A 23,253-nucleotide genomic window follows, 5' to 3' on the forward strand; every position below is an offset into this window, starting at 1 on the left:
GAGCTTTTCTATGGCCGCGCCGCCCGTTGTTGACCTGCCCGTCGCCGACGAGCGGCTGGCCGAGGACCTCTCCAACGGCCTCGCGGCTGTGGAGAAGCAGCTCCGTTCGGCGGTGGAAAGCGAGGACACGTTCGTCACCGACGTGTCCAAACACCTCATAGAGGCGGGTGGCAAGCGCTTCCGCGCGATGCTCGTCCTCCTCGCCGCCCAGTTCGGCGACCACACGGCGCCCGGGGTCATCCCGGGCGCCGTCGTCATGGAACTGACCCATGTGGCCACGCTCTACCACGACGACGTCATGGACGAGGCGTCCGAGCGCCGTGGCAAGCCGTCGGTCAACGCCCGGTGGAACAACACGATGGCGATCCTGACGGGTGACTACGTGTTCGCGCGGGCCGCCGACATCATGGCCGACCTGGGCCCCGAGCCGGTGCGCATCCAGGCCAAGACCTTCGCCCGCCTGGTCCGCGGCCAGATCCGCGAGACCGTCGGCCCCGCCGAGGGCGTCGACCCCATCGAGCACTACATCGACGTGCTGGCCGACAAGACCGGCTCCCTGATCTCGACCTCGGCCCGGCTGGGCGCGATGCTGGCCGGCGCGCCCCAGGACGTCGTGCTGCGCCTGACGGCGGCCTGCGAGGCCATCGGGGTGGCCTTCCAGCTCGGCGACGACATCATCGACGTGGCGTCCGACACCTCGGGCAAGACCCCGGGCACCGACCTGCGCGAGGGCATCCGCACCCTCCCCGTCCTCTACGCCCTCGGCTCCGACGAGAACCCCCGGCTGCGCTCCCTGGTCGCGGGCCCGGTGCCCGAGGCCGACATCGAGGAGGCGCTGGAGCTGCTGCGCGCCTCCGAGTCGCTGAAGAAGGCACGGGCCGAGTTGGAGCGCTGGTCGGCGCGGGCGAAGGACCAGCTCTCCGAGCTCCCCGACATCCCGGCCCGCGCCGCCCTGCTGTCGCTGTGCGACTTCGTGGTGGAGCGCTCGGCCTAACCGACCGACGCCAGTTCCTTCTCCGGTACGGGCTTCTTGACGAGGCCGTACCGGAGGCTGTCCCACGTGAAGACCGCCAGGGCCAGCCAGACCACCCCGAACCCGAGCCAGCGCTCGGCCGGCATGGTCTCCTTGACGATCAGCACCCCCAGGAGGAACTGCAGCACGGGCGCGATGTACTGCAGCAGCCCCACGATCGTCAGCGGCACGGTGATGACCGAGGCGGCGAAGAACAGCAGCGGCACCGCGGTCACGATGCCCGAGCTGATCAGCAGCAGCGCGTGGCCGGCGCCGTGGTTGCCGAAGGTGTTGTCCCCGCCCAGGCTGAACAGGTAGATCGCGGCCGGGACCAGCATGACCAGGGTCTCGATCGTGAGGCTCTCGGCTGCTCCGACCTGGGCCTTCTTCTTGACCAGGCCGTACAGACCGAAACTGAAGGCCAGCGTGAGGGCGATCCAGGGCAGCTGCCCGTAACCCACGGTCAGGATGACCACGGCCGTGGCCCCCAGCCCCACCGCGACCCACTGCCACCGGCGCAGCCGCTCACCGAGGATGACCACCCCGAACAGGATGCTGACCAGCGGGTTGATGAAGTAGCCGAGGGCGCTCTCGACGACGTGCCCCGAATTCACGGCATAGATGTAGACGCCCCAGTTGGTCGACACGAGCGCCCCGGCCGCCGTGAGGAGCAGTACCTGCCTGCGCGTGAGCCCTCTGATCCATTTCCAGTGCCGCCGCACCGCCAGGATCACGACGACGGCCGCGAGCGACCAGAGCATGCGGTGGGCGAGGATCTCGACGGCACCGCTGGGCTTGAGGAGAGGCCAGTACAGAGGGAACAGGCCCCAGAGGAGGTAGGCGGCGACGCCGTACCAGACTCCTCGGCGCAAATCAGGCATGAACCCTAGTTTGGCTGCTTACCTTGTTTATTACAAATAAGTGATGTTGGGTTGATGGTTAAGTGGTTCTAACGGAACAAAGCTTGGCGCACCTTGGTTGAGGTGGTCAGGAGGTAGACATGGGCTGGATCTTCGGTACGAACAAGGCTTCCATGGTGAGCGCCGACAACGCGCTCCCCGGGCGGTCCGTCACCATGCCGGTGACCGACCGGCACCTCGTCCTGGGGAGTACCCTCACCCCGCCCTGGCCCGAGGGCGCGGAGGTCGCCGACTTCGGGCTCGGGTGCTTCTGGGGCGCGGAGCGCAAGTTCTGGCAGACGCCCGGGGTGTTGTCGACGGCGGTCGGCTACCAGGGCGGGTACACGCCCAATCCGACCTACGAGGAGGTGTGTTCCGGGCTGACCGGGCACACCGAGGCGGTCCGGGTCGTCTTCGACCCTTCCCAGGTCTCCTACGAGGAGCTCCTCAAGGTGTTCTGGGAGGCGCACGACCCCACGCAGGGAATGCGGCAGGGGAACGACGTCGGGACGCAGTACCGGTCGGCTATCTACACGCACTCGGAGGCGCAGGAGAAGTCGGCGGCGGCTTCGCTGGCGGCTTACCAGGAGGTGCTTTCCGCGGCGGGGTACGGGGAGATCACTACTGAGGTGCGGGCGGCGCCGGAGTTCTTTTACGCGGAGGATTACCACCAGCAGTACCTTCACCGCAACGTTAACGGGTACTGCGGGATTGGCGGGACGGGTGTCGCTTGTCCTGTTGGTCTTACTTCTGGTGAGGCGTAGAGCTGCGGCTTTAGCCTGAACTGCTGGCCCTTGGTCGGCTTCCCTTGGGGAGCTGATCTTGGGCCAGATGTGTTTTCGGCGACGAGTTTCTCTACAAGGTCAAGGGCGGCTCGCTTCGCTCACCGCCCCGGTGTGGCTCAGCGCATCGGCGTGCGGCCTCTTCGGGCCGGCTGCTGCGCCGACAGGCTGCAGAGCTGCAGCCAATCGGAATTCGTTGTGAGTGCTGAGAAAGGTCGTCTGGTTCCTTTAGCCAAGGTCCCATACTGCTGTTTCGTAATACCCCTCCGGAACCAGTTCATCGAATGCTCGCAGGAGGGGGTAACCCAAGTCTGGCTCAACAGCGGCGATGTAGCACGCCCAACCCATCAAGCGATTCCGATACATCTCCTCATTCTCGCCTCCGAAATCTGACATATAGGTGTCGTAGCCGAACTTTGAAATCATATGCAAGATCCATCGCATCCGGCGCTTTATCTTGCGCGGGATTCGTGGCCTACCCGATTCTCCGACATACAAGCCAGTAACGTATTGTGGGCCGCCACGACGCATAAAAGCGGTCTTGCGCGTGTTTACCGACCAGCCAGTGTCGTCGAGAATGCGGCCAATATTTTCCGAGTGACGGTCAGTGATCTCGCCGGAGAATGTGAGATCGTCTACATAGCGCGTAAAGGACAAGTCTTCTGACCGTGCGTAATCGGAAAGAGAGCGGTCCGTGCTCAAGAAGGCTAGGTTGGATAAGAAGGGCGACGTGCTTAGGCCGATTGGCAGCCTGCCACCGATAGTAACGAGGCTAACGGCAATGTCTGCGGCCTTTTCTTCATAACCCTGATCTTGCAGTAAAGCCTTAACTGTTGTTGCACTAATCGACGGAAAGAAATCCTCAAGGTCCATGCGCAGAACACACTCTTTTGCGAGGTGCTGGCTGGCATTGCTGACCACAGAACGCCCGCGAACAAATCCATGAACATGCTCTGGGGCCTTGTACGGAAGCAGTGTAGTAAAGCTCCGGTTCAAGTTCTTGCTGATCGCATCGAACGGACTCGCCGGCTTAATTACTTCTCTTATTCCGCCGTGCTTCTTGCGAAATGTTCGCTGAAAATAGAGCCGCCCAGCACCCGTAGGTAGAGACGAGGATAGCTTTTGTAGAGCTTCAGCCGATACGCCCGCGTGCTCAGCCAGATCATCAACTGAGAATGGCACTAGTGCCCCCGCGTAATAGAGGTGTCAGACGGTAGGGTCGCACTCGTGTCCAAAGGCCATCACGCAACGCACGCGAACTCGCGCACAAGGTTGACCGCGACCCTACCGCAGGCGTGATCGTATCATAGTTCAATGAAGAGCGTCTTTCCGGCTAGAGATACGACCCTGCTCAAACGAGTAGAGCACAGAAATAGAAGGTTCAATCTCGCGAAATGCTCTATAAGGCCAGTCTTTTGGACTCGTGGTATTTCCCGCTTGGAGCCATCTACTTACAGCTGCCATGGAATAGTCGATGATGGCCGTAGACATGTAGTCAGACTTGGCGACCATTGCGATCTTCAGTTGCGGCAAGGGTGCAACTTTGCCGATCGTTTTGTAGGCTCGCCTGGAGGCGCTATCGGAAAGTCGGGAAATGATTGAACCCATGCCCTCGCTCTGCTCAATGTAGCAAAGCAGCTCGGGTTGATCTCGATGTCGGATCAATAGGTCACTCAGCAACTTTACGTACATGAACTCGATTCGTTCGGATTCTGTCCCGCCCGGAACGCGCGTTCGATTAGTAGTGACCATGTATGTCCTAAAGAAAATATTCCGCATGAGCTCTAGAAATTGACTGGAAACCTCCAATGGGTCGGTCGAGCTATGAAAACCTTTCTTGCGAAATTCTTCAAATCCGGGAAGTCCGACCAGGTTGCTCCTAGCGCATAGGCGCTTATATAGATTCTGAATCTGCTTTTCTGTATCATCCGCATTCGTTCCAAGTTCGACCGCGCCGACGATCAGTGGCTGGGAAGTATTCCCGTTTCCTGACTCGTCCATGAAGAGCTTCACCGTGTTAGCCTTTCAAGAGTCCCGGCCATGGCGCTGCCAGGCCGCCTGTGTTTGTCACCCACTGTCGACGGTTGTGGGGGCCGCGCTTTCATCCGAGATTCGTTAACTCTACATTCTGTCATTGGCGACATCCAGAATTTCTCGAATTATTTGGCCTTCCCTCTTCCTGTCACGAAGGTGCAGGACGGATAGAGTTACCAGCCGTGTAGGTAAGGCCGCCGGATATTTGAGCCGTCGGCAATGGGCTGCGGCCGCCAACCGACCTCCGGCAGCACCCGAGCCAGCGAGCGGTTCAAGACGATCGCCATTGGCGATCATCACTGGCCCTCAGCCACTCCCGCTGTGAGCAACTGTCCACAAGCAAGATCGAGGACTCCGGGGATTGTTCGATGCCGGGTGGACTTCCTTAGGTCCTCGACCGCACGACTAGTCCCTGACCACGAGACCCTCACATAGGGCCAGGTTCGGATAGCTCCGTCCACTCGGCATCGGTCATTGCTGCTAGTCCTTCGCTTGCGGCCACCTCGTCTAACCATGCTCGGCTCAGAGAGCCTGACTGCCGCACGCATTCAACTGCAAGACGAGAGCGGACCATCCACGCCACGAGACTTCCCGTGACCTGCAACACCCGCTGCACGGTCTCAAGATCGGGCCGCTGGTCAACATCGCTGATCGGGACATTCCCGTGATTGGTATACGGCACGATCACTGATGGGTCCTTCCTGATTCCGGTCGACCCCTCGAAGCAAGCCCGCCATCGGCTCTCGCCGCATCCAGATAGCCCGGCACATGCGATGCGGCCAACTCGGCCGAAGGGACAGTCACTTCCCGACGACCTTCATCGCCGCCCCAGGCTCTGACGATGTAATGTCCGCTCAGCTCGGCTAGGTGGATGGTCGCCGATGTTGCGCCCATCGAGTCGAAGGCCACCAGTTCGGGAGCCTCCCAGGCCAGCGGAGCAGTGAGCGATGACGAGCCCGGGAACAAGATCAACCGTACGGTTCTGGTCTGGTAGCAGCACACATTCGCGCGAGCTAGCAACTCACAGACCGCCCGCAATGCCATGTACTGCCTGTCCGCCGGTGCATCCGCTGCGGGTGAGCATCCCTCTACTGGGACGAGCATCCGCTGGGAGGCGGCTACATTGCGTAAGTGGTGCGCTTGATCAGGCATGATCTGCTCCGGGGTTGACGGGCTCGCGCCTTCCCCCTGAGATTGCCTTTGGGCGTCACACTGGTTCAATGCGATCGGCCGGAACCGGGATTGCCGTTTGTCGTCAATCACTATGACGTGAGGCGGAAATGACGAAGATCTCAGCGGAGCGACGACGCGCCATCGAACGTGAAGCGAGGGAGATCATGCACGACTCTCTCCGTCGTGGCCTTGCGACAGAAGAGACGGTGGATCGCATATTGCGCGCCGTTCCTGACCTGCTGCCCCTCGAAGCGTGGCGATTCGCGAACGGATGGACTCGCGGCGAAGTCAGCGCGCGACTCGACCAGCTCTACCAGTCGGCCGGCCTCGCGCCACCCGGTATCGACCAGGCGTCCATATGCCGATGGGAGCACGGAGAACGACGGCCCAGCGACGAGAGGATCGAATACCTCTGCCGTCTCTACCGCACCCGTCCCGACAAGCTTGGTTTCGGGATCGATCACAGCCCAGCGGACGTCGGCCACATCGAGCGGGTGGGCATCATCGACGCCTACTCCTACACGAGCCAGGCTTCCGAGGGAGATCTGATCTCCCGGGTACAGGCCGCCAGGCAGCGGATCAACATGTTCGGTCTGACCCGGAACTTCTATCGCCGAGACGGCATCCTTCCGATCTTCGAGGAGAAGTCGGCACACGTCCCCGTCCAGATCTTCGTGATGGACCCCTACTGCGACTCCCGTCGTGACCGCTACCGGATCGAGCCGTCCGAGGCTGCGATGGAGGACCCCGAGAGGTACATCCGGGAGATTCTCCGGCCACTGCATCAGTCGATGCTCGTCCACCCGAACCTCAAGGTCTTCACGTACAACTTCCCCTGCTCGTTCGCCATCGAGGAGATCGACGACGTCTGCCGCGTCATGCTCTACGGGCACGGAAAGCGCGGTACTCAAGGGCCTGTCATCACGTTCAGCGGGGAGACCTCCGCGTACAACTACTTCGTCGACCAGATCCGTTGGTTGGAACGGCTCGCTGCCGAGGACGGAACTCCTGAGCCGTGGGCTAGCAAGGACATCGTCGTTCGACTGCTCGATTTCTGATGCGCTCCGCAGGGGGCTCCGGCTCCGGGAGCATCGAGGCTCAGCAGCTCTGGTCTTGGGGATGGCTGAGGTGGCGGCCGGTCTCCCTGCCTGCCGTCGCCCAGGGCAAGCCAGCAGACCAGCCGCACGAGGTCAAGGCAAGCTCCACGATCACGACAAACGCCGTGAGCCTTGACCCCGCACGTCCGGCCCGCTCCCCGGAGGGGTGGGCGACGGCAGACGGGAGACCGGCGAACCAATATGTGCTGCGCTGAACTCGCGCTGCTGTCGGTCCGAGGTGGACGTTTCGGCCTCACCGATAGGCTGCTCATCGTGGTGGAGCACTCCGACAGCGAAAGCCAGCCATGGGTATCGACTTTGGGCGGGCCACTCATCGTCATTCCAGAATCAGCCTGCCGCCATTGGAATGGCGGACTACTGATGAAGCACCCCGACGATGAAGGAGACTACCGCCGGGCCTGCGACGTGAACGGCTACATAGGGCTCATCGATGTGGGACCAGCCAAAGCCCTCGTCCTCGGTGACGGTCCCGCCGACACCACATTTCTGGCCGGATCGAATCTCTTCGTCCGTTGGATCGCCGCGGACTCTCCAGCCCAGATTCTGCACGCCGCTAATAAGGCGACCGACTCAGCTCGGTGGGAGGAGGAACTGACCTGGGACGTCCAAGGGCCGGTGATTCTCTTCGACTCTGTACTCGGTTATGAGGACCTCGCCACCGAGGAGCACATCCGTGTAGAGCTTCCACCGGGGCACTACACCGTTCGCGCGGCTTACATCCAAACCGAGAGGGTGTGGACGGTCGTTGTGCAGCTTGTCCGCGACCTTCCTGCCTGAGAAGTGCCTCCAAGAGACCAGCTTCACACGCTGTGTCACGCGCGCATCCGAGTCTGACTAACGGATCAGTCTTCGATCTTTCCGATTGCCAGGCGGCGGCGTGCCGCACCGCCGTACTCGGCCCTTCGCCGCCTGTCGTCCGGGCTGCGGCCTGGGGGCCGGTCCCGGACGACGCGGCATGGGCCGTCCTCCGACCGGCGCGACCGCCGTTGCCTAACGGTCGCGCCGACCTCAGCGACACGCCGCCGCCCGGTGGGACGCGCAGCCGCCGGCCCCAACCGCTACGCGGCCCTTCGGGTGCTTCGCATTGGCGCCGGCCGCTCCGCTCCGCAGTCGTTTAGACCTTCTGGCGTTCGTTCTCCCGCTTAATACGTCGAGCCGTGGAGACTTGTTGCCGGGCGATCTCCGCCCAGAAGTGTTCACCCTCACTCAGCCCGCTTCCGGCATAGCGCCACTGCGATACCGCCACCGTTTCTCGGCCGTTCAGTAGCAGTCCTGAAGCTGCGCGGGCGAACTCGGCTCGGTAGTCGGCGCGGGCCTGGCGGAGCGCGCCCAAGGTGACGGAGTAGTGGCGTGACTTGGTCGAGAAGTGGCCCCGGTAGCCGAGCATGTGTGACCACTGTTTGAGTCGCAGGTGATCGAAGCCCGGCAGCGTCGAGAGGGCCCAACAGGTGTAGATCATCCTCCGGGCGTGCTCGCTCACCCTCAGGTCTTCGATCTGGATGGGCTCCTTGACCGGCCGGTCGACGGTCCCGGCTGACTCCGCCCCCTTAGTGGCGTACTTGGCGATGTAGGCCGCCACCCGGCCGTCGGACATCCCGCCCAGTTCGGCGCTCACGTAGACCGGCTGCACGTCGAGCTGCTTGCCCCACCGCAGGGTGACACCCGGCCGGTTGTCACCGCGGACACCGGTCGAGGCGGTGACGGTCACTTGTTCGGCAGTGCTCCGGATGGCCTCTTCTAGTAAGGGGACGGTCGCCCAGGAAGGCGGAGGATCCCCAGGACCGTCCGGGCCGTCGAGACGGATCACGGCATGGAAGTGGACCAGGCCGCGCGTCTGGTATTCGGCAACCTTGGCGTAGGACACCCGGAGCTGCCGCCGCAGGTCCGCCCGGGAGACCCCGCGTTGCCGAGCCAGCACGGCGAGCAGGTCACGGGTGAAATGCCGCCACAGCTCACCCGCGTGGGCGTTCCACAACACCGCACCCGAGTAGTCGTAGCAATCGACGCAGATGGGCTGCCCGAGCCGGGAGTCGTTCTCGCCATGACGAACCCGGCACCCTCTCGGCCGCCCATGCGTGCACAGCGGATCGTCCCGCCGGGGACGGCACGGCAAGGTCTTGCCGTCGCGTTCGCGTCGAGCATGCACCGAGCCGAATGACGGCGCGGTGAAGGTGGCGAACATCCGAGGATGCGCGCTGACTTCATCCGGTACGCCCTTGCCGCCCTGCAACCCGGAGATGATCAGATGGAAGGTGTCGTCCCGGTACACCTCCGAGCAGGCCGGGCACCGGGAAGCGCGCCGGTTGCCGCACGCCGTGAGCAGGTAGCCGGTCGGCTCGTCAGCTGTTCGGTAGGACTCGACCACCTCACCGGTAGGCACGTCGACCGTGTAGCGCTCGCCATGCAGCCGGATCGGCTGACTACATCCGCCCGTGGCCTTGATCATCTGCCGCCAGCGGGAGAAGTCTGGCATCGCTGCACGTCGTACGGCTGCCAGTACGTCGAAGGACAGAGAAGGCACGTCGTTCATGTGGCCTCCCCGCCCGGGGAGGCGTCGCGCTTGACGCCGTTCGTGATGCGGACGCTCAGGACGGTGGCGACCCGTCGCCATTTCTCCTCGGACCAGCGTGGAGAACGGGCGGCTTGTCGTCTGCCCCACTCCCGAGCAGACACAGGACCGGGTTCAGAGTTCAGGTGGGCTCCTTTCCTCGTGGGCGGAGCCACCGCCGTACCGGGCGGGTCGCGACGTGCATCACCGACGCCGAGGCAGCCTGAAGACAGCTCTTGGCGATGGTGAGCGGCAGCGAGAGATCAGAAATGGAGTGCGGCGAGAGTGGGGATGGCGCTCTCTGGGTGGACACCTACCGCCGGGCCGGGTCTCTCCGGCGGATCATCGGTGATCAGTTCGTGGTGTTGTGCCCGGTCTCTTGTATGCGCCTGAGTGGTTCGCCGAGATGCTCGCTGTGCCGTGCCGTGGGGAAGACGATGGCTTCTTGCGTTGCTTCGTTTGTACCACTCCGGCGAGCGTTGATGCAGGTCACGAGATGTGAGGCAGGGATGTCCCCTGACGTTCCGTGGCGTCCCCCTGCGTCCCCTGATGCTCCTAGACGTCCCGCTGCCTATGAGAAAAGAAAGGGAGCTGTGGCCAGTTGGTGAGGCCGTAGCTCCCTGAAGACGTCCTCGGACGTCCTGCGTTAGTCCTCTCGCCAGATGGGCTCAAGAAGATCGGGGTTGAACTTCTTTCGCCCGCCGCCGCACGGGTGAATGATCACCGCGTGGAGGGCCTCGCGGATGTAGGTCCGCTTCACCGTCAGCGGGAGCCCGCCGTCCTCCTCCGCGAGGAACCAGCGTCGCCAGATCTCGCTCACGTCAGCGTTGGAGCGGCTCCGTTGCCGCTGAACGGACGCGGCGAAGCCTTGGGCCTCCGTCCGCAGTCGCGCGATCTGCTTCTCCAGGTCGGCTGCGGTCGGGAAGAAGAGTTCGTTGCTGACGTTGCCCAAGGCCCATTGGGTGCGCAGCGTTTCCAAGCGCTCCTTCGCACCGTCGTATTCGGCCTGTTTCGCCCAGGTGGCCTGTTCGGTCGATGCGGAGAGTTGCACTTCTTCGAGCTTGGCTAACACCGCCTCTGAGATGTAGAGGTCCACCATGTCGCCACGACGCCCCAGGCCGCCGCAGCCGCCGGCAGACTTGGCGGGGCACAAGTAGATGTGCTGCACACAGTCCTTGCTGTGAGAGACACGGAGCGAGGTGTTGCACAGCGAACCGTCTGCCTTGGGCCTGCCACAGCGGAGTGTGCCGGTGAGCAGGTAATTCGGCTCGCGGAAGTCCTGCGGGAGGATTTGCCCAACGCGGCCGTCAGGGTAGACGTAGTGCCCTTTCCTGGCGTCGAAGTGGCTCTTCACCGCCATCCACTGTTCCGGCGTCACGATCGGTTCCCAGGAGCCGACGACGGGGTTACCGTCCGGCCCGCGAACCAACTCGTTGTTGATCTGCCGCCAGCCACAGACCCTGGGGTTGAGAACGGTGACCTTGAGAGAGCTCGATGTCCACGGGTTGCCCAACGAGGTGATGACTCCGTCCCGCTGCCACTGCATGGCGATCGAGTGCAGTGACCGTCCCGCGATCAGATCGAGGATCGCTTGCCGTACGAGGGGAGCTTCGGCGGGGTCGAGGGCAAGCCGGTCGGGCATCCATCCGAAGGGGCGCGTACCGCCGACAGGCAATCCCTGCTCTGCACGGGTCCGATGGGAACGGCGCATGCGCCGCTGCATCTTGCGGACCTCCATCTTGGAGATCACCGCACCGAATAGGCCCATGCTCTCGGCGTCTTCGTTGTAGAGGTCCTTCGCTCCGCGAGCGTCGGCGAAGACCCGGCCGTCCTGGTACGTGATCGCCTCGGCGAAGCGTTCGTAGTCGCCCGGTCGTCGCGCGAGCCGATCTTCCGCGACGATCACGACGCCCTGGACGGTGGTGCCGTCCGGGAGTTCACCGGCGCGCAGAGCCTTGAGCATGGCTTCAAAGTCGTCGCGGACCACGTCGGCCTTGGCCGCCGACTTGTCGTTGTCGGTGTACTCGCGGACGACCGTCCATCCGAGGCGGGCGGCAGTCTCGCGGTTGAGCTTGTGCTGGTCCTGAACACCGTGTTCATCCCGCCTGACGTCGGCGGAGATGCGAGCGTAGGAGACGACCGGAATCTGATCCATGGAACCCCCTCGCATGAACTATTGCGGAGAGGCTAGTACTACCACCAGCAGTATTTGCACAAGAACGTGAATGGATACTGCGGGATCGGCGGGACGGGTGTCAACGCAGGTGACCCGTCTAACTGGTGCCCTACGGGGCTGACCAGTTCCTCTTCCGAAGAGTAGTACGCGCGCCGGTGAGACCTCCGGCGGCTGTGGCCGTTCGGAGGTCTCTTTCGTTCGAGGATCGCTGTGCAGACATGTCTTCAACCCCCGGACGGCTAACAAGCCACGCATATAGCATCATCGCTATGACCTGGGGTACGGTTGAGCTGGAGCCTGAGGTTCGCGAGTGGCTCGAAAAGTTGCCGGTGGCCTCATTCGCGAAAGCCGCCTTCTATATCGACCTCCTGGCGGCTGAAGGCCCACTACTGGGAGAGCCGTACACGCGGCAACTCGACGGCAAGCTTCGCGAGCTGCGGTTCCACTTGGATGATCTATCAATGCGGGTGAGCTACTGGATCGCCCCGCACAGACGGATCGTCCTACTGACGGTCTTCCACAAGACGCGAATGAGGGAAGATCGAGAAGTGGATCGAGCTCGGCGGGCATTGCTGCGCTGTGTCGATCAGGCGCACACGGTGGATGTGGATGAGGAGCCGGCATGAGTGAGGACACGACGTGGGAGGAACTCCGGCGGCGGCGGCTGGCCGAGCCTGGCGCGAGTGAAGCTTATGAGGCGGCACGTCTGGCGTTCGAGCTCGGGAAAGCCGTACGGCGGATGCGAGAAGGGTACGGGTGGAGTCAGGCGGAATTGGCCGTCGCTGCGGATATGACGCAATCCGCTGTGGCACGCTTCGAAGCTGGCGGCACGGTTCCGACTCTTCCCGTACTCGAGCGGTTGGCGAGGGCGTTGAACGCTGACCTTGAGGTGCGGATCAGTCCGCGAGCCCCGGCTGCTTGACTCGCTTCGGGAGCCGGTGCCGCCGAGCCATCGCGCACCGGTGGGGACCGGTGTCAACGCGGGTGACCCGTCCAACTGGTGCCCTACGGGGCTGACCAGTTCCTCGTCTGAGGAGTAGTTCGCGGTTCGGGTGAGACCTCCGGCGGCACGGCCGCTCGGGGGTCTCCTTTATTGTGCCCTACTTGACGAACGAGCCCATGCCGCGAGTGGTGACGATCAGGCCGTCTTGGCGCAGTTGGGCGGTGACCTTGCGGATGGTCACGCGGGCGACGTTGAACTCCGACTCCAACTGGGTGGTGGAGCGGACCGTCTCCTGGCTGGCCGGGTGCCGGCGATTACACTGCCGCTACGAACGCCGCGCCGACCACTTCGCCTCCTTCGTCGCCATCGCCGCAGCCCTCATCTGCTACCGCCGCCTCACCAAATGAGTCACCGTCTTACTGGACCCGCGCCCTACATCGAGCGCTGCCGCCCTGCCCTGACAGGGCGCATCACCCGGTTTCCGGCCAGGTCCCGTCGGGGATGCGATACATGGTGCGGGTGGATGTGAACCACTCCTGATCGAGAAAACGTCCCGTGATCCGGCCCGCCATGCACAACATGAGGTGCAGGTTCCGTCGGTCGTCCTCGCCGAGTTCCAGCCCGTCGGTATAGGCCAGGTAATCGGGGAGATCCATGTGTCCCTCCTCGTCCGGCGGCCCGGCGTAGCCGAGTTGCCGGCCGTCGTAGTAGAGATACAGCCCCTCAAGGAGGTAGCGGTCGTCGTCGTACCGGACCTGGAAGACCCGCCGCTTCCCCAGGTTGCGGATGGCGGGGTGATAGGGATAGAGGCCGAAGGCGAGGACGTGTGTCCAGCCTGGCGCGTGCGGGCCGAGCCAGACCGTGTCCGCCGGTCGTCCCTGGTAGAGGTCGATCAGTGTGCCGAGATCACACTCCTGCCGCGTTTTCTCGTCCACCCGGAGAAGTCTCGCCACCTCCTCCGGGTCGTCGCTTTCGACCCAGAGCCCATGGAAGTAGTAGCTCAGGTCATACTCGACGAGCAGATCCCACTGGTCGTGCACGGGAAGCATGATGCCGCCTTGTGTCGGGTTGTGAACTTGTGTCGGGTCGTGAAGGGGTTGCCGGGCGGTGACCCGGCAACCCCGCTCAGACGAGTGACGCTAGTCTACGATCTTCACCCAGAATGGATTGTCGCTTACCTTGGTTGGAGTTCTCTCCGGGTCGTACGGGATAACTCGATATTGGCCATAGAAGGCCTGGAGCGCGTCCCCGTGGTTCTGGTTGTAACTGGTGTGGACGGCCCGGACGGAGTAATGGATTCTGTCCTTCGCGGCCCCTTGCTCCGTCGACGCGAAGGGATACTCGTCACACTGAAAGGCGCCGTCGGCATTGTCGTCGTAGAGATGTTTGAAGTAGTACTTACAGTAGTTTCCCGTCGTCCCGACGATGCTAAAGTCCTCCTGGGGCACATAGACGCTGTGTGACGAGAAGATTTTGCGATTGGTTTTCTCGTTTCCGTCCGACCCTCTCCAGAGGGCATAGCCCTCGGGGGTGTTCGACGGCTTGGCGTAGTTTCCGGAGATGATCTTCTTCCGCTCGTTCCCGAGGGGCCCCCTGATCGGCGGGTACTTGACGTCATCCCGATCATCGGTCGTGTCTCCCGGGCGGAAGGGTGGGAAGGTGCCAGCGTTCTCGTTCTGGTTCAGGGCGGTCTCGATGTGATTGATCACCGGCAGGAAGTTCTTGTTCTTGCTTTTCGACATGGTGAAGACGCGGTCGGCCCTGATGTTGACGCAACCGCCCTTGTGCTGCTCGCCGAATAACCCGGCCTGCCTCCAGTCGCAGCGGAAACTGGGGGCGTTGAGGTTGTTCGGCGGAACGCCGTGTCCCCAGCGGACCACCCCGAGTCGCTCACCCTTCGACCCGAGGATCTCCTGGTCCCACAGGCGCAGCTTGCCCTGCTTGCCTTCGTATGCCGTGATCGCGGGCATGATGGAGCAGGTTGCCCGGTCCTTGGGAGCCGTGGGCTGCGACGTCGAGATGGTGAATGGGGAATATCCGCTGCGCCAGCTTTCGATTGTTTTGAGCTGACTTGGTGCCCCGCTCGTGATGGCGCATTCCGACGACGTCTCCAGGCCGATGCGGATCAGCACGTCATCGAGCTCGTCATCCAATTCGGAACGGCGAATGCCGGTATTGTAAATCCCGAAATCAGATAGTTTGAGCCAGAACTTCATGTCCTGCGGTTTCATGCCGTCGGTGGAGTCGCCGCCGTTGTAGATCTCCCGGCCCGTGTTGTTCGCCAGATACGAGTGCGCCACCCAGGTCGCCCGGAAGGAGAAGACGTCGCCGGGGTGCAACAGATTCACCAGGGCCAGCGGGATCTTCAACTGCTTGGGAACCAGTTTCGACCACGATGCCGGCTTATGATCCTTCCCGTCGCCGTCGTCCTTCTCCTCCCATCCCGTGTACCCGATCCACGCGGTCCAGCAGGCGTTGTAGGGGCGGTCCTGCATACGGGAGTAGGAGTCGACGAATCTGCCGGAGCTCGCGGTGGCGAGGCAGTCCTCTAGCGATGGATGCCGGTATTTGAAGGCGGGGATGTAGGGCGCGGCGGCGGCCGCTCTCCGCGTGTCCGGTGTGATCGGTGGGTCCTGGGCGGCCGGAGCCGGCAGAAGAGCGGCGACCTCAGCGGACGCCAGGGGCCGCTGGTAGATCTCGACCTCATCGAGGTCGCCCCGCATCCTGGTGCCCAGCGTCATGGCGGTGTCCGCGTGCCATGGTGTGAAGGTCACGGGTGAGGTCTTTACCAGGTTCCCGTTGAGGTACAACGAAGCGGCCCCTGCCTCCGCGTCGTACACCCCGGCCAGGTGGAACCACTCGTCGACCGGTGCCTCGACGTCGGACAACACGCCTTCGACCGCCGCGTCGGCGACGTCGCCACTCGTGAAGGTGAACACCAGTCCGTGATGAGCCTCGTTGCCGAGCCGGAAGGGCGCCTGGTGGGTGCCTCGTTGCTCGGCCACGCTGTAGTCACCGTCCTTGTCGCTCCAGCGCAGCCACGCGGCCGCGGTGAAGCTCTGGTCGGTCTGGATCACCGGATCGGCCGTCTGGGCCAGGGGCTCCTCACCGGGCTGCGTGACGTCAAGGGTGGCCTGCTGCCAGTCCGACCACGGCGAGGGTGCCTGGTCGGTGACCGCCCGCAACCGCCATCGGACCGTCCATCCGTCGGTGAGTTCGCCGCCGGGTACCGGTATTGCGGCCTGGGCGCCCGAGGCGACGCCGTCGACGCCGCCGGTCCAGATCTGGGCGCCGTCGTGCTCGATCTCGGCTTCGGCCCGCAGGGGCTGGCCGGTCGGGTGGGTGACGACGGCCCTGAGGGTGGGCGTCAGCATGGTGAGCACCGTGGCGCCGTCCACCACCTTCGACGGGGTGATCGTCAGGGCGGTGGCGGTGGGCTTGGGCACCACGACGGTGAAGGACTGCCAGTCCGACCAAGCCGACTGCGCGGTGGCCGAGACCGCGCGGGCCCGCCAGCGCACCTGCCACCCGTCGGTCAGCGTCCCGGCGGGAACGGCGATGACAGCCTGCGTGCCGGCCGGTGCGTCGTCCACGCCGCCGGTCCAGACCTGGACCGCGTCGTGCTCGATCTCGGCTTCGGCCCGCAGTGGCTTACCGGCCGGGTCGTTCACCTGAACCAGGAGGGAAGGGGCGCGGCTGGACGTGACGATCCCATCACCTACCTGCTCCGACGGGGTGATCTGCAGAGCGGTCACGGCCGGTTCTGAGACCGGGTCGGGCTCGTCGACGGCCAGGGACTGCCAGTCCGACCACGGCGAGGCGACCGTCGTGGCGGTGTTGACGGCCCTGACCCGCCAGCGGACCCGCCAGCCGTCGGTCAGCGTCCCGGCCGGAACCGTCAGGCTCGCCTGGGTGCCGGAGGCGACGCCGCCCACGTTCCCGGCCCAGATCTGGCCGGCCCCCTGCCCGGTGGCGGCCGGGTCGTGCTCGACCACGAAGTCAACCCGCACCTGCTGGGCGGCCGGGTCGGTGACTGTGGTGTGCAGGGCAGGGGTCACGCTCGTGGTCGTGGTAACACCATTCACCAGCTGTGACGGGGTCACCTGGAAGGCCCCGACCGTCGGGTTCGGCACGTCGACTGTGGCCGCCAGCCAAGCCGACCAAGCCGAGGTGGTGCCCGCCACGACGTTGGCCGCACGGGCCCGCCAGCGGACCCTCCACCCGTCGACCAGATTCCCGGCCGGGATGGCCACGGTGGCCTGCCCGCCGGAGGTGACCGTGCCCGAGGAGCCCGTCCAGATCTGGCCGGTGCCCTGCCCGGTCACGGCCGGGTCGTGCTCGACCTCGAACTGACCGGTCAGGTTCGCACTGGCGACGTCGGTGACGGTGCCGGACAGGCTCGGAGTGAGGGAGGTGAGCGTCGTGACGCCGTTCACCACCTGTGCCGGGGTGGCGGTCAGCGCGCTGACGACCGGCGCCGAGGTGACCGTGGTGACGGTCAGCGTCGGGGCCGGGCCGTAGCCGAACCAGTCCTCAGTGGGCGAGAAGACCCGGTAGTTCTCCGTCGTGCTCGACTCGTTGGGGTGCATCAGCACCAGGCCGTGGTTGGCCGCTCCGGCCGCCCAGTCCTGGGCGATGCCGGTGACCGTCCATTCCATTGGCCCCGTGCCTGCCGAGCACCCCTCGCCCTTCCCGGTGAACGAGGTCTGGGCGTCCTCAGTCGTCGTGGCGGGCTTGTTGCCCCACAGCAGGTTGTTCTGGCTCCAGGTGCTGGTCAGGCGGCGGACCTGAATTCCGGCGCCAACCGTGGTCCCGCAGCCGCTGGAGTCGAAGTTGGTCAGCGCCAGTTTCGCGTTGGTGACATTCGCCCCGGCCAGGCCGGTCGTGGTGAACCGCAGGTGCACCCGGCCGAGTTGCCCGTCGAACCGGCCCGCCATCAGATAGGGGGCCGAGGGGTCGGCGGGAACAAAGAGGTTGTCCTCCGACCACACGTCGACGTCATTGGTGAGCGTCAGCGTGGTGGTCGGATCCACTCTCACCGGATACCTCGTCTCCGGATCGGACAGGAACGCGTGGTCCGGCTTGAGCACGAGTTCGGTCCGCCCGTCCTTCGTGACGACCTCGGTAGCGATCTTCACGCTGTCGGCCCGCTCGGCGATGGCCTTGTTCTTGGCCTCCCACATCACTGGCTGCGGCGCCGACGCCACCGTCTTTTTCTTTCCAGTACGGCTGGTCAGCAGCAACCGGCCGCCCTTGTCCTCCGACAACGTCAACCCGCCGGTGTCCACCCCGATGCGTAACTCCAGCGGTTTCTCCGGTCGTTCTCGCAGCACCACGTCGTGGCGGAAACCGGTCGGCAGCACGGTCACCACGAGGTCCGCGCCCTTGCCGGCCGCGTCCGGGTAGGTGGCGACGTTCTTCTCTACCGTCGGACGGGGAAGCGGCGTCGGCCAGCGCAGCGAATAGGACTGCCCGTCGGCGGTGGTCATGGACACGAAAGCGCCCGTCCCGCCGTTGGCGACCGTCAGAGCGAAGCCCGAGTCGACCGCCTTGGGCGCCAGCGCCCCGTTCCGCTCGACCAGCGTCGGGTCGATCGGCACCCACACGTCGCCCTGCCTGGCCCGGACCGGCCCGGCCGTGACCTCGGTCGTGTACGTCTTCCCGTCAGGTTGCGCGTAGGTGATGCTGGTCGGTGTCGTCTCAGCGGCCACCTCCACGGCCTTCCCCTGCCCGGACGCCGTCCGCGAAGCGGCGACCCGTGCCTGCGACGGCGTGTTGGAGACGGCGGTCCCGCTCTTCCCGGCGATCCACGCCGCCGTGTCGTTCAGGCTCGCATGATGATCGTTCCCGGACGTGTCGGCCGCCGTCGCGCCCTCTCCGTCATCGAACGTCCACTGGCCTGCGGCCTGCGCGACCGTCGTAAAGGACCAGGTCCGGGGAGACATCATGTTGTCCCACAGGTCCGTCGCCCCGGTGACGACGGCCTTGTAGGTCGTCCCCGGTCGCAGTGCCTGCGCAGGGGTGAAGGTCACCTCGGTCTCGGTGCCGTCGTACCCGAGGGTGCCCTCGACCTCGGTGCCGTCGGCGTCTTCGAGGATCACCTCGGCGCCGGCGACCGGCTCGTGGAAGGCGACCTTCAGTGTCATGTCGAGCGGCACCTCGACGGCACCGTCCGCGGGTTCGGTCGAGACCACCTGTGGTGCCCGGGTGTCCTCGCCTCCGCCCTCGTATCCCTCCGTGCCGATGTCGAGCTGATCCGTCTCAACCTCGTAGGCGTCTCCCTGACGTTGCCCTGAGATCTGGCCACCGAGTTCGTCGCCGATGGTTATCTGCTCATTCTCCCCGGGTTCGTAGATCGATCGGGCGATGGCGTCCTCGTACGAGGGGAAGCTCGTGATCGGATCGGGTGAGGTGAAGAAGAAGTCCTTGATGACCGGTTGGACGGGGAGTTCGAAGTCGACCGTCAGGATGGGCGGGTGGAGCTGCCCCTTGCAGGACTCCAGCGGCGTGGTCCGGCACCCACCCGCCTCGTCGGAGCGGTAGCGGCGCCAGTTCCGCAGGTCCGACTCGTTCCCGGCGGTCAGCCGGATGCCGTAGTTGGTTGCACCATCCACCCACGCTTGGACGATCTGGTTGAGTGAATGCGTCAGGTCCCAGGCGTAGGCCATCGAGCCGGTGCAGTCGTCGCCGTAGGCGCCGAATTCGGTGTCGGCGCCCGCGTTGGTGACCGATGGCTGGGTGTTCCAGTGGAGTGTCGTCTCCTCCCAGTCGGAGGTGATGCGACTCGCGGTGATCCCGGACCCGACAGAGGTCCCGCAGGCGTTGGACTGGTAGTTCCACAGGTTCAGGTCGGCGTTCTCGACCGTGCTGCCGGCGAAGCTATCGGGAATGTCGGGGAACTTGAGGTAGCCACGCCAGCGCTTCGCGATGTTGCTTGAGTAGGACTTGCCGACCACGATCTGGTCCTGGGTGAAGGTGTCCCAGCTGTCCTGGTAGTCAACGTCGTTGATCCAAGTGTCCATGCCGCCGTTGACCCAGTCGCCAGTGTGCCCTTCATACCAGTCGTCTGCGGCGGCGGTCAGCGTCACCGGGTAAGTGACCAGCGGGTCGGACAGGAACGTGAGGTCCGGGGTGAAGACCAGGGTGGTGCCGTCGTCGTCGAGAGTCACGCTCGCGCGGCCGACCTTGCCCGAGTCGAGCGCGCCCTGGGAATCGGCCGCCCTGGCGTCCCGCATCAGCGTGGGCCGCACCGTGGTGACCGTCCGGTTGTCCTTGCCCACGATCGCCGGCCGTCCCGCGGTGTCCTCGGTGAGTGACAGGCCTTCGGGCAGGTCGAGCGGAACGCGGAAGGAGACGGGGGCGGTGGGCCGTTGCCGGATGACGATCTCCTGCTGGAATCCGGTCGGGGTCGCGGCCACCAGCAGGTCCCGGCCCTGCCCGTAGGCGTCCGGATAGGTCGCGGTGTTGCCCTTCAACTTCGGAGCGGGCAGTGTCGACGGCGTGGAGATCTGCACGTCGGCGCCGGCCGCCCGCGCCTTGATCAAGGTTCGGTCCTGGCCACTGGACAGCGTGAGATCTCCGGTCGCGGCTTTCGGCCTGATGGCACCGTTCGCCGCCACCAGAGTGGTGTCGATGGGCGTGAAGCCCTTACCGTCGGCGGTCCTGACACGGACGGGTTCGGTGTGCACCTCCATCCGGACGGTTCTGCCGTCCGGATTGGCGTAGTAGGTGGCGCTCTCGGAGCGCATCGACTCGATCTCGACGCGCCGGTTGTCCATCTTGGCCTGAGCCAGGGCGAGCCCGACCGGGGTGTCGAGGGCCTTCTGCGGAGTCATGGGATCGGGTGCGGATGGTGGTGGAGGGGCAGTGGCGCCCTCGGCTTTCGCGGGCGCGCTCATCAGCGAGAGGGATAGCGTCAGAACGGTGATCAGGGCCGCCCGGCGGCGCGTCCGGGCGATGAAGCCCAACGCTGATCGTGATGTTTTCACTCCAACCTTTCGAACATATGTGGCAAAACGGAGTGATCATCACATGGTTTTGGATACTTGTAAAGATCATTCTTGTGGTGACTTGGTCCGTGGTGTCCGATTTCTCGTCGGTGGACGTGATGTAGCGCCGTGGACTGATGGATGCGCTGGTGGTTGAACCGGTCGACCCACTCGGCGGTGGCCAGTTCGACGTCGGCCAGGCCTTTCCAGGGCTTGCGGGGTTTGATCAGTTCGGTCTTGAACAGGCCGATCTGCGATTCCATCAACGCGTTGTCCAGGGCGTCGCCGACAGTGCCGATCGAAGCGTCGATCTTGGCTTCGAACAGATCTGCTGGGCAATCAGAGCCAGTGCAAGTGGCCGCTTGACACCGCGCGGGAGCCTCGCTGGGACAGATAAGGCTACGAATGCCGTATTTGACGACTGCCAGGGGATTCGGCGCATGGGCGGTGCGGGCCGCGACCGGCCGAAGAGCCGCAGCGCGGCCCGCGACCGCCGACGCGCGCCGGACCGCCGCAGGCGGGCCGGCCTTGAAGACGTACAGATATTTTTCTTTCTGATCATGCTGAGCGCAGCGTGTAGCTACATGGGACGTCTGCTGGTCTGAGACGTCCTGATGTCGTCCCGGCGTGTGGTCGTGCTGCTTGTTGCCCAACTCTCATCCTCTATGTGGAGCCATACAGAGAGGAGTACGAGAAGGGAGGCAAGCATGCGACGAAGGGAGCAAGTACGTAGGCGTTGCCAGCGAGGCTGGGCAGAGGTTCCTGCTCGGTGGCGGAAGTGACTGAGGAACTGCGGGCCAGGGTGGCTGCTTCTCGGGCGGCTCAGGGGTTGCCGCCGGTTATTGAGGATCTTGCGGTGTTGGAGCGGGTGGCGGCGGTGTTCCGGCTGGTTGGTGATGGGGAGTCGGGGCGCCGCCTGGTGGCCGCTTAGGCGATCCAGTCGAAGGTGAAGCGGTCGGGGTCCCACCTCTTGCGTGGGTTGGCGGGGGCGACTGAGATCGTGCGTACGGTGGCGGCGACGATCGCGCGTTGCTGGGAGACGTTCATCGCTTTCCACCGGTTGAGCATCTGTTCGGCGGTGCCGATGAAGGTGATCAGTGGTGAGTGGCGGGAGAGGCCAGCGAGCTCGGCGCGGTTCTTCTCCAGGCGAAGGTCGATCGGGGCGCGGGCGGCCATCCATTCTTTGCGACTGATTTCGCGGGTGGCCCATGCTTCGGCGAGTTCTTCAAGCTGCTCTTCGTCGGCGCGGACAAGTTCGGCGAGGTTGTGGTCGTCCCCGGTCTGGCTGCGGATGCGCTGGGCCAGGGTTGGGGAGTCGAGCGCGGTCAGCAGCATGTCGCGGACATGGTCGTCGGTTCGGGCGGTGTTGGTGGCGATGCCGCCGCAGGAGCCGCTGCCGGGGACATTTGGGCAGACGTAGCGGGGGACTCCCGTGCGAGGACGTCCGTTCATGCGGTGCCCACATCGGCCGCAGCGAAGGATGCCGGACAGTAAATAGGTGCGTCCTGTGGCGGACTGGCGGCGGTAGTCGCGGGCCGGGTCGTTGAGCAAGGCGCGGAGCCGGTCGGAATCCACTGCGGTGATGATGGCGGGCCATACGGCCTCGGCGACGATTTCGCCGAGAAGCGGCCGGGTGGTCTCAGAAGTGCTGCGCGGAGTGTGCTCGCGTCGGCCACTGATCCGCGCTGAAGCAAGTAACCGCCGCAGCGTGGTGGGGATCCAGTGCCTGTCGGCGGGTGTACGTACATCACGCTGCTCGAAGTCACGGCAGATGCTCGACAGCGATTCGCCGGCCAGGGCTCTCCGAGCTGCTTCCCGGATGATCGCCGCTTCTTCCTCAATGACGGTTATGCGATCGTCGGCGTAGCCGTACGGGCGCAATCCTCCTCCGGAGACCTTGCCCGCTTCGGCGTTCTGTCGTCGCTGCCGCTTTTGACGTTCTGCTTTGTGCTCTGCTTCGTGGCGGGCCGCTGCTCCGAGCATGCGGGCGATGAGGCGCCCGGTCGGTGTGCCGAGGTCGATTTCCCCGGTGACGGTGGCGAGTTCGATACCGCGTTTGTCGGCCAGGTCGATGACGTCTTCCAGCTCGCGAGGGGAGCGTGTCAGTCTGTCGACGTGCCAGCACACGATCGCGTCGACCGCACCGGCGTCAATGTCGTCCATGAGGCGTCGCCACGCAGGGCGCGGGCTGCCGGAGTAGGCGCTCACGTCGTTGTCCGGGTAGACGCCGACGATGTGCCAGCCCTTGCGCTCGACCAGAGCGCGGCAATCGGCCTCTTGGCGGGCGACTCCCAGACCTGCGCCCGCTCGATCCTGGCTGATCCGGCAGTAGATCGCTGCACGTCTCGTCATGGGTCACATAGATACACGCTCGTAGGAACGGGTGTCGCCTGTCCTGTTGGTCTTACTTCTGGTGAGGCGTAGAGCTGCGGCTTCGGCCTGAACCACTGGCCCTGGGTCGGGTCCCTGCGGGGAGCTGATCTCGGGCCAGACGTGTGTTCGGCGACGAATTTCTCCGAGAGCTCCAGTCGAGCTGTGGTGCTCACCCCTCGACGTCGGCGGGTGGGGGTCGCGGTCCCT

General features: G+C 64.5%; 15 protein-coding genes and 2 pseudogenes. 8 read left to right on the forward strand and 9 right to left on the reverse strand.

Annotated features, from left to right (window positions below; translation table 11 throughout):
- Positions 1-10: 10 nt before the first annotated feature.
- Positions 11-994: a polyprenyl synthetase family protein gene (locus AW271_RS27990; RefSeq protein WP_062340579.1), complete on the forward strand. Its 984-nt coding sequence runs from the start codon at positions 11-13 to the stop codon at positions 992-994.
- Here the strand turns inward: AW271_RS27990 and rarD are convergent.
- Positions 991-1,893 carry an EamA family transporter RarD gene (gene rarD, locus AW271_RS27995; protein WP_062340580.1) on the reverse strand — a complete coding sequence of 301 codons (903 nt, stop codon included), beginning with the start codon at positions 1,891-1,893 and terminating at the stop codon, positions 991-993. The two genes, AW271_RS27990 and rarD, sit on opposite strands and share 4 nt — an antisense overlap.
- A gap of 119 nt (positions 1,894-2,012) precedes the next feature.
- On the opposite strand from rarD, the gene msrA reads away from it, so the two are divergent.
- Positions 2,013-2,675, forward strand: a complete 663-nt coding sequence (gene msrA, locus AW271_RS28000) for a peptide-methionine (S)-S-oxide reductase MsrA (protein ID WP_062340581.1) — start codon at positions 2,013-2,015, stop codon at positions 2,673-2,675.
- Between the two features lie 246 nt (positions 2,676-2,921).
- On the opposite strand, the gene AW271_RS38990 is transcribed toward msrA, so the two are convergent.
- On the reverse strand, positions 2,922-3,875 hold the full coding sequence (locus tag AW271_RS38990; RefSeq protein ID WP_083977319.1) for a reverse transcriptase family protein: 954 nt from the start codon (positions 3,873-3,875) through the stop codon (positions 2,922-2,924).
- Between the two features lie 129 nt (positions 3,876-4,004).
- Positions 4,005-4,706 carry a hypothetical protein gene (locus AW271_RS40155; protein WP_157554689.1) on the reverse strand — a complete coding sequence of 234 codons (702 nt, stop codon included), beginning with the start codon at positions 4,704-4,706 and terminating at the stop codon, positions 4,005-4,007.
- Between the two features lie 1,301 nt (positions 4,707-6,007).
- Here AW271_RS40155 and AW271_RS28010 point away from each other — a divergent pair.
- Both AW271_RS28010 and AW271_RS28015 read left to right on the forward strand, forming a co-directional pair.
- A complete protein-coding gene (locus AW271_RS28010; protein WP_062340583.1) occupies positions 6,008-6,958 on the forward strand; it encodes a helix-turn-helix domain-containing protein in 951 nt (316 codons plus the stop codon).
- 240 nt (positions 6,959-7,198) lie between these two features.
- Positions 7,199-7,795: an Imm21 family immunity protein gene (locus AW271_RS28015; protein WP_083977321.1), complete on the forward strand. Its 597-nt coding sequence runs from the start codon at positions 7,199-7,201 to the stop codon at positions 7,793-7,795.
- 337 nt (positions 7,796-8,132) lie between these two features.
- Here AW271_RS28015 and AW271_RS28020 read toward each other — a convergent pair whose 3' ends face one another.
- Positions 8,133-9,548: a replication initiator gene (locus tag AW271_RS28020; RefSeq protein ID WP_083977323.1), complete on the reverse strand. Its 1,416-nt coding sequence runs from the start codon at positions 9,546-9,548 to the stop codon at positions 8,133-8,135.
- Between the two features lie 664 nt (positions 9,549-10,212).
- On the reverse strand, positions 10,213-11,721 hold the full coding sequence (locus AW271_RS28025; RefSeq protein ID WP_169806407.1) for a recombinase family protein: 1,509 nt from the start codon (positions 11,719-11,721) through the stop codon (positions 10,213-10,215).
- 39 nt (positions 11,722-11,760) lie between these two features.
- Here AW271_RS28025 and AW271_RS43280 point away from each other — a divergent pair.
- The 4 genes and pseudogenes from AW271_RS43280 to AW271_RS28035 all read left to right on the forward strand — a co-directional run.
- Positions 11,761-11,886: pseudogene (locus AW271_RS43280) on the forward strand (peptide-methionine (S)-S-oxide reductase MsrA); the annotation flags it as partial.
- Positions 11,887-12,011: 125 nt separating this feature from the next.
- Positions 12,012-12,368 carry a type II toxin-antitoxin system RelE/ParE family toxin gene (locus AW271_RS28030; RefSeq protein WP_062340586.1) on the forward strand — a complete coding sequence of 119 codons (357 nt, stop codon included), beginning with the start codon at positions 12,012-12,014 and terminating at the stop codon, positions 12,366-12,368.
- The gene (locus tag AW271_RS38995) at positions 12,365-12,664 is read left to right on the forward strand and encodes a helix-turn-helix domain-containing protein (protein ID WP_083974027.1); all 300 of its coding nucleotides are present in this window, start codon (positions 12,365-12,367) and stop codon (positions 12,662-12,664) included. Before AW271_RS28030 ends, AW271_RS38995 begins: the two co-directional genes overlap by 4 nt.
- Positions 12,665-12,954: 290 nt before the next feature.
- Positions 12,955-13,092 (forward strand): annotated as a pseudogene (locus AW271_RS28035) (IS5/IS1182 family transposase); the annotation flags it as partial.
- Between the two features lie 63 nt (positions 13,093-13,155).
- On the opposite strand, the gene AW271_RS28040 reads toward AW271_RS28035, so the two are convergent.
- The 4 genes from AW271_RS28040 to AW271_RS28055 all read right to left on the reverse strand — a co-directional run bounded on the left by AW271_RS28040 (position 13,156) and on the right by AW271_RS28055 (position 23,025).
- Positions 13,156-13,725: a hypothetical protein gene (locus AW271_RS28040; protein WP_157554691.1), complete on the reverse strand. Its 570-nt coding sequence runs from the start codon at positions 13,723-13,725 to the stop codon at positions 13,156-13,158.
- Between the two features lie 99 nt (positions 13,726-13,824).
- Positions 13,825-20,520 carry a DNRLRE domain-containing protein gene (locus tag AW271_RS28045; RefSeq protein WP_062340588.1) on the reverse strand — a complete coding sequence of 2,232 codons (6,696 nt, stop codon included), beginning with the start codon at positions 20,518-20,520 and terminating at the stop codon, positions 13,825-13,827.
- Positions 20,521-20,669: 149 nt separating this feature from the next.
- Positions 20,670-21,326 carry an integrase core domain-containing protein gene (locus AW271_RS43285; protein ID WP_083977331.1) on the reverse strand — a complete coding sequence of 219 codons (657 nt, stop codon included), beginning with the start codon at positions 21,324-21,326 and terminating at the stop codon, positions 20,670-20,672.
- Between the two features lie 274 nt (positions 21,327-21,600).
- A complete protein-coding gene (locus tag AW271_RS28055; RefSeq protein ID WP_062340590.1) occupies positions 21,601-23,025 on the reverse strand; it encodes a recombinase family protein in 1,425 nt (474 codons plus the stop codon).
- Positions 23,026-23,253 lie beyond the last annotated feature (228 nt).

Origin of the sequence: Herbidospora sakaeratensis, from assembly GCF_001570525.1 — a bacterium.
GTDB lineage: Bacteria > Actinomycetota > Actinomycetes > Streptosporangiales > Streptosporangiaceae > Herbidospora > Herbidospora sakaeratensis.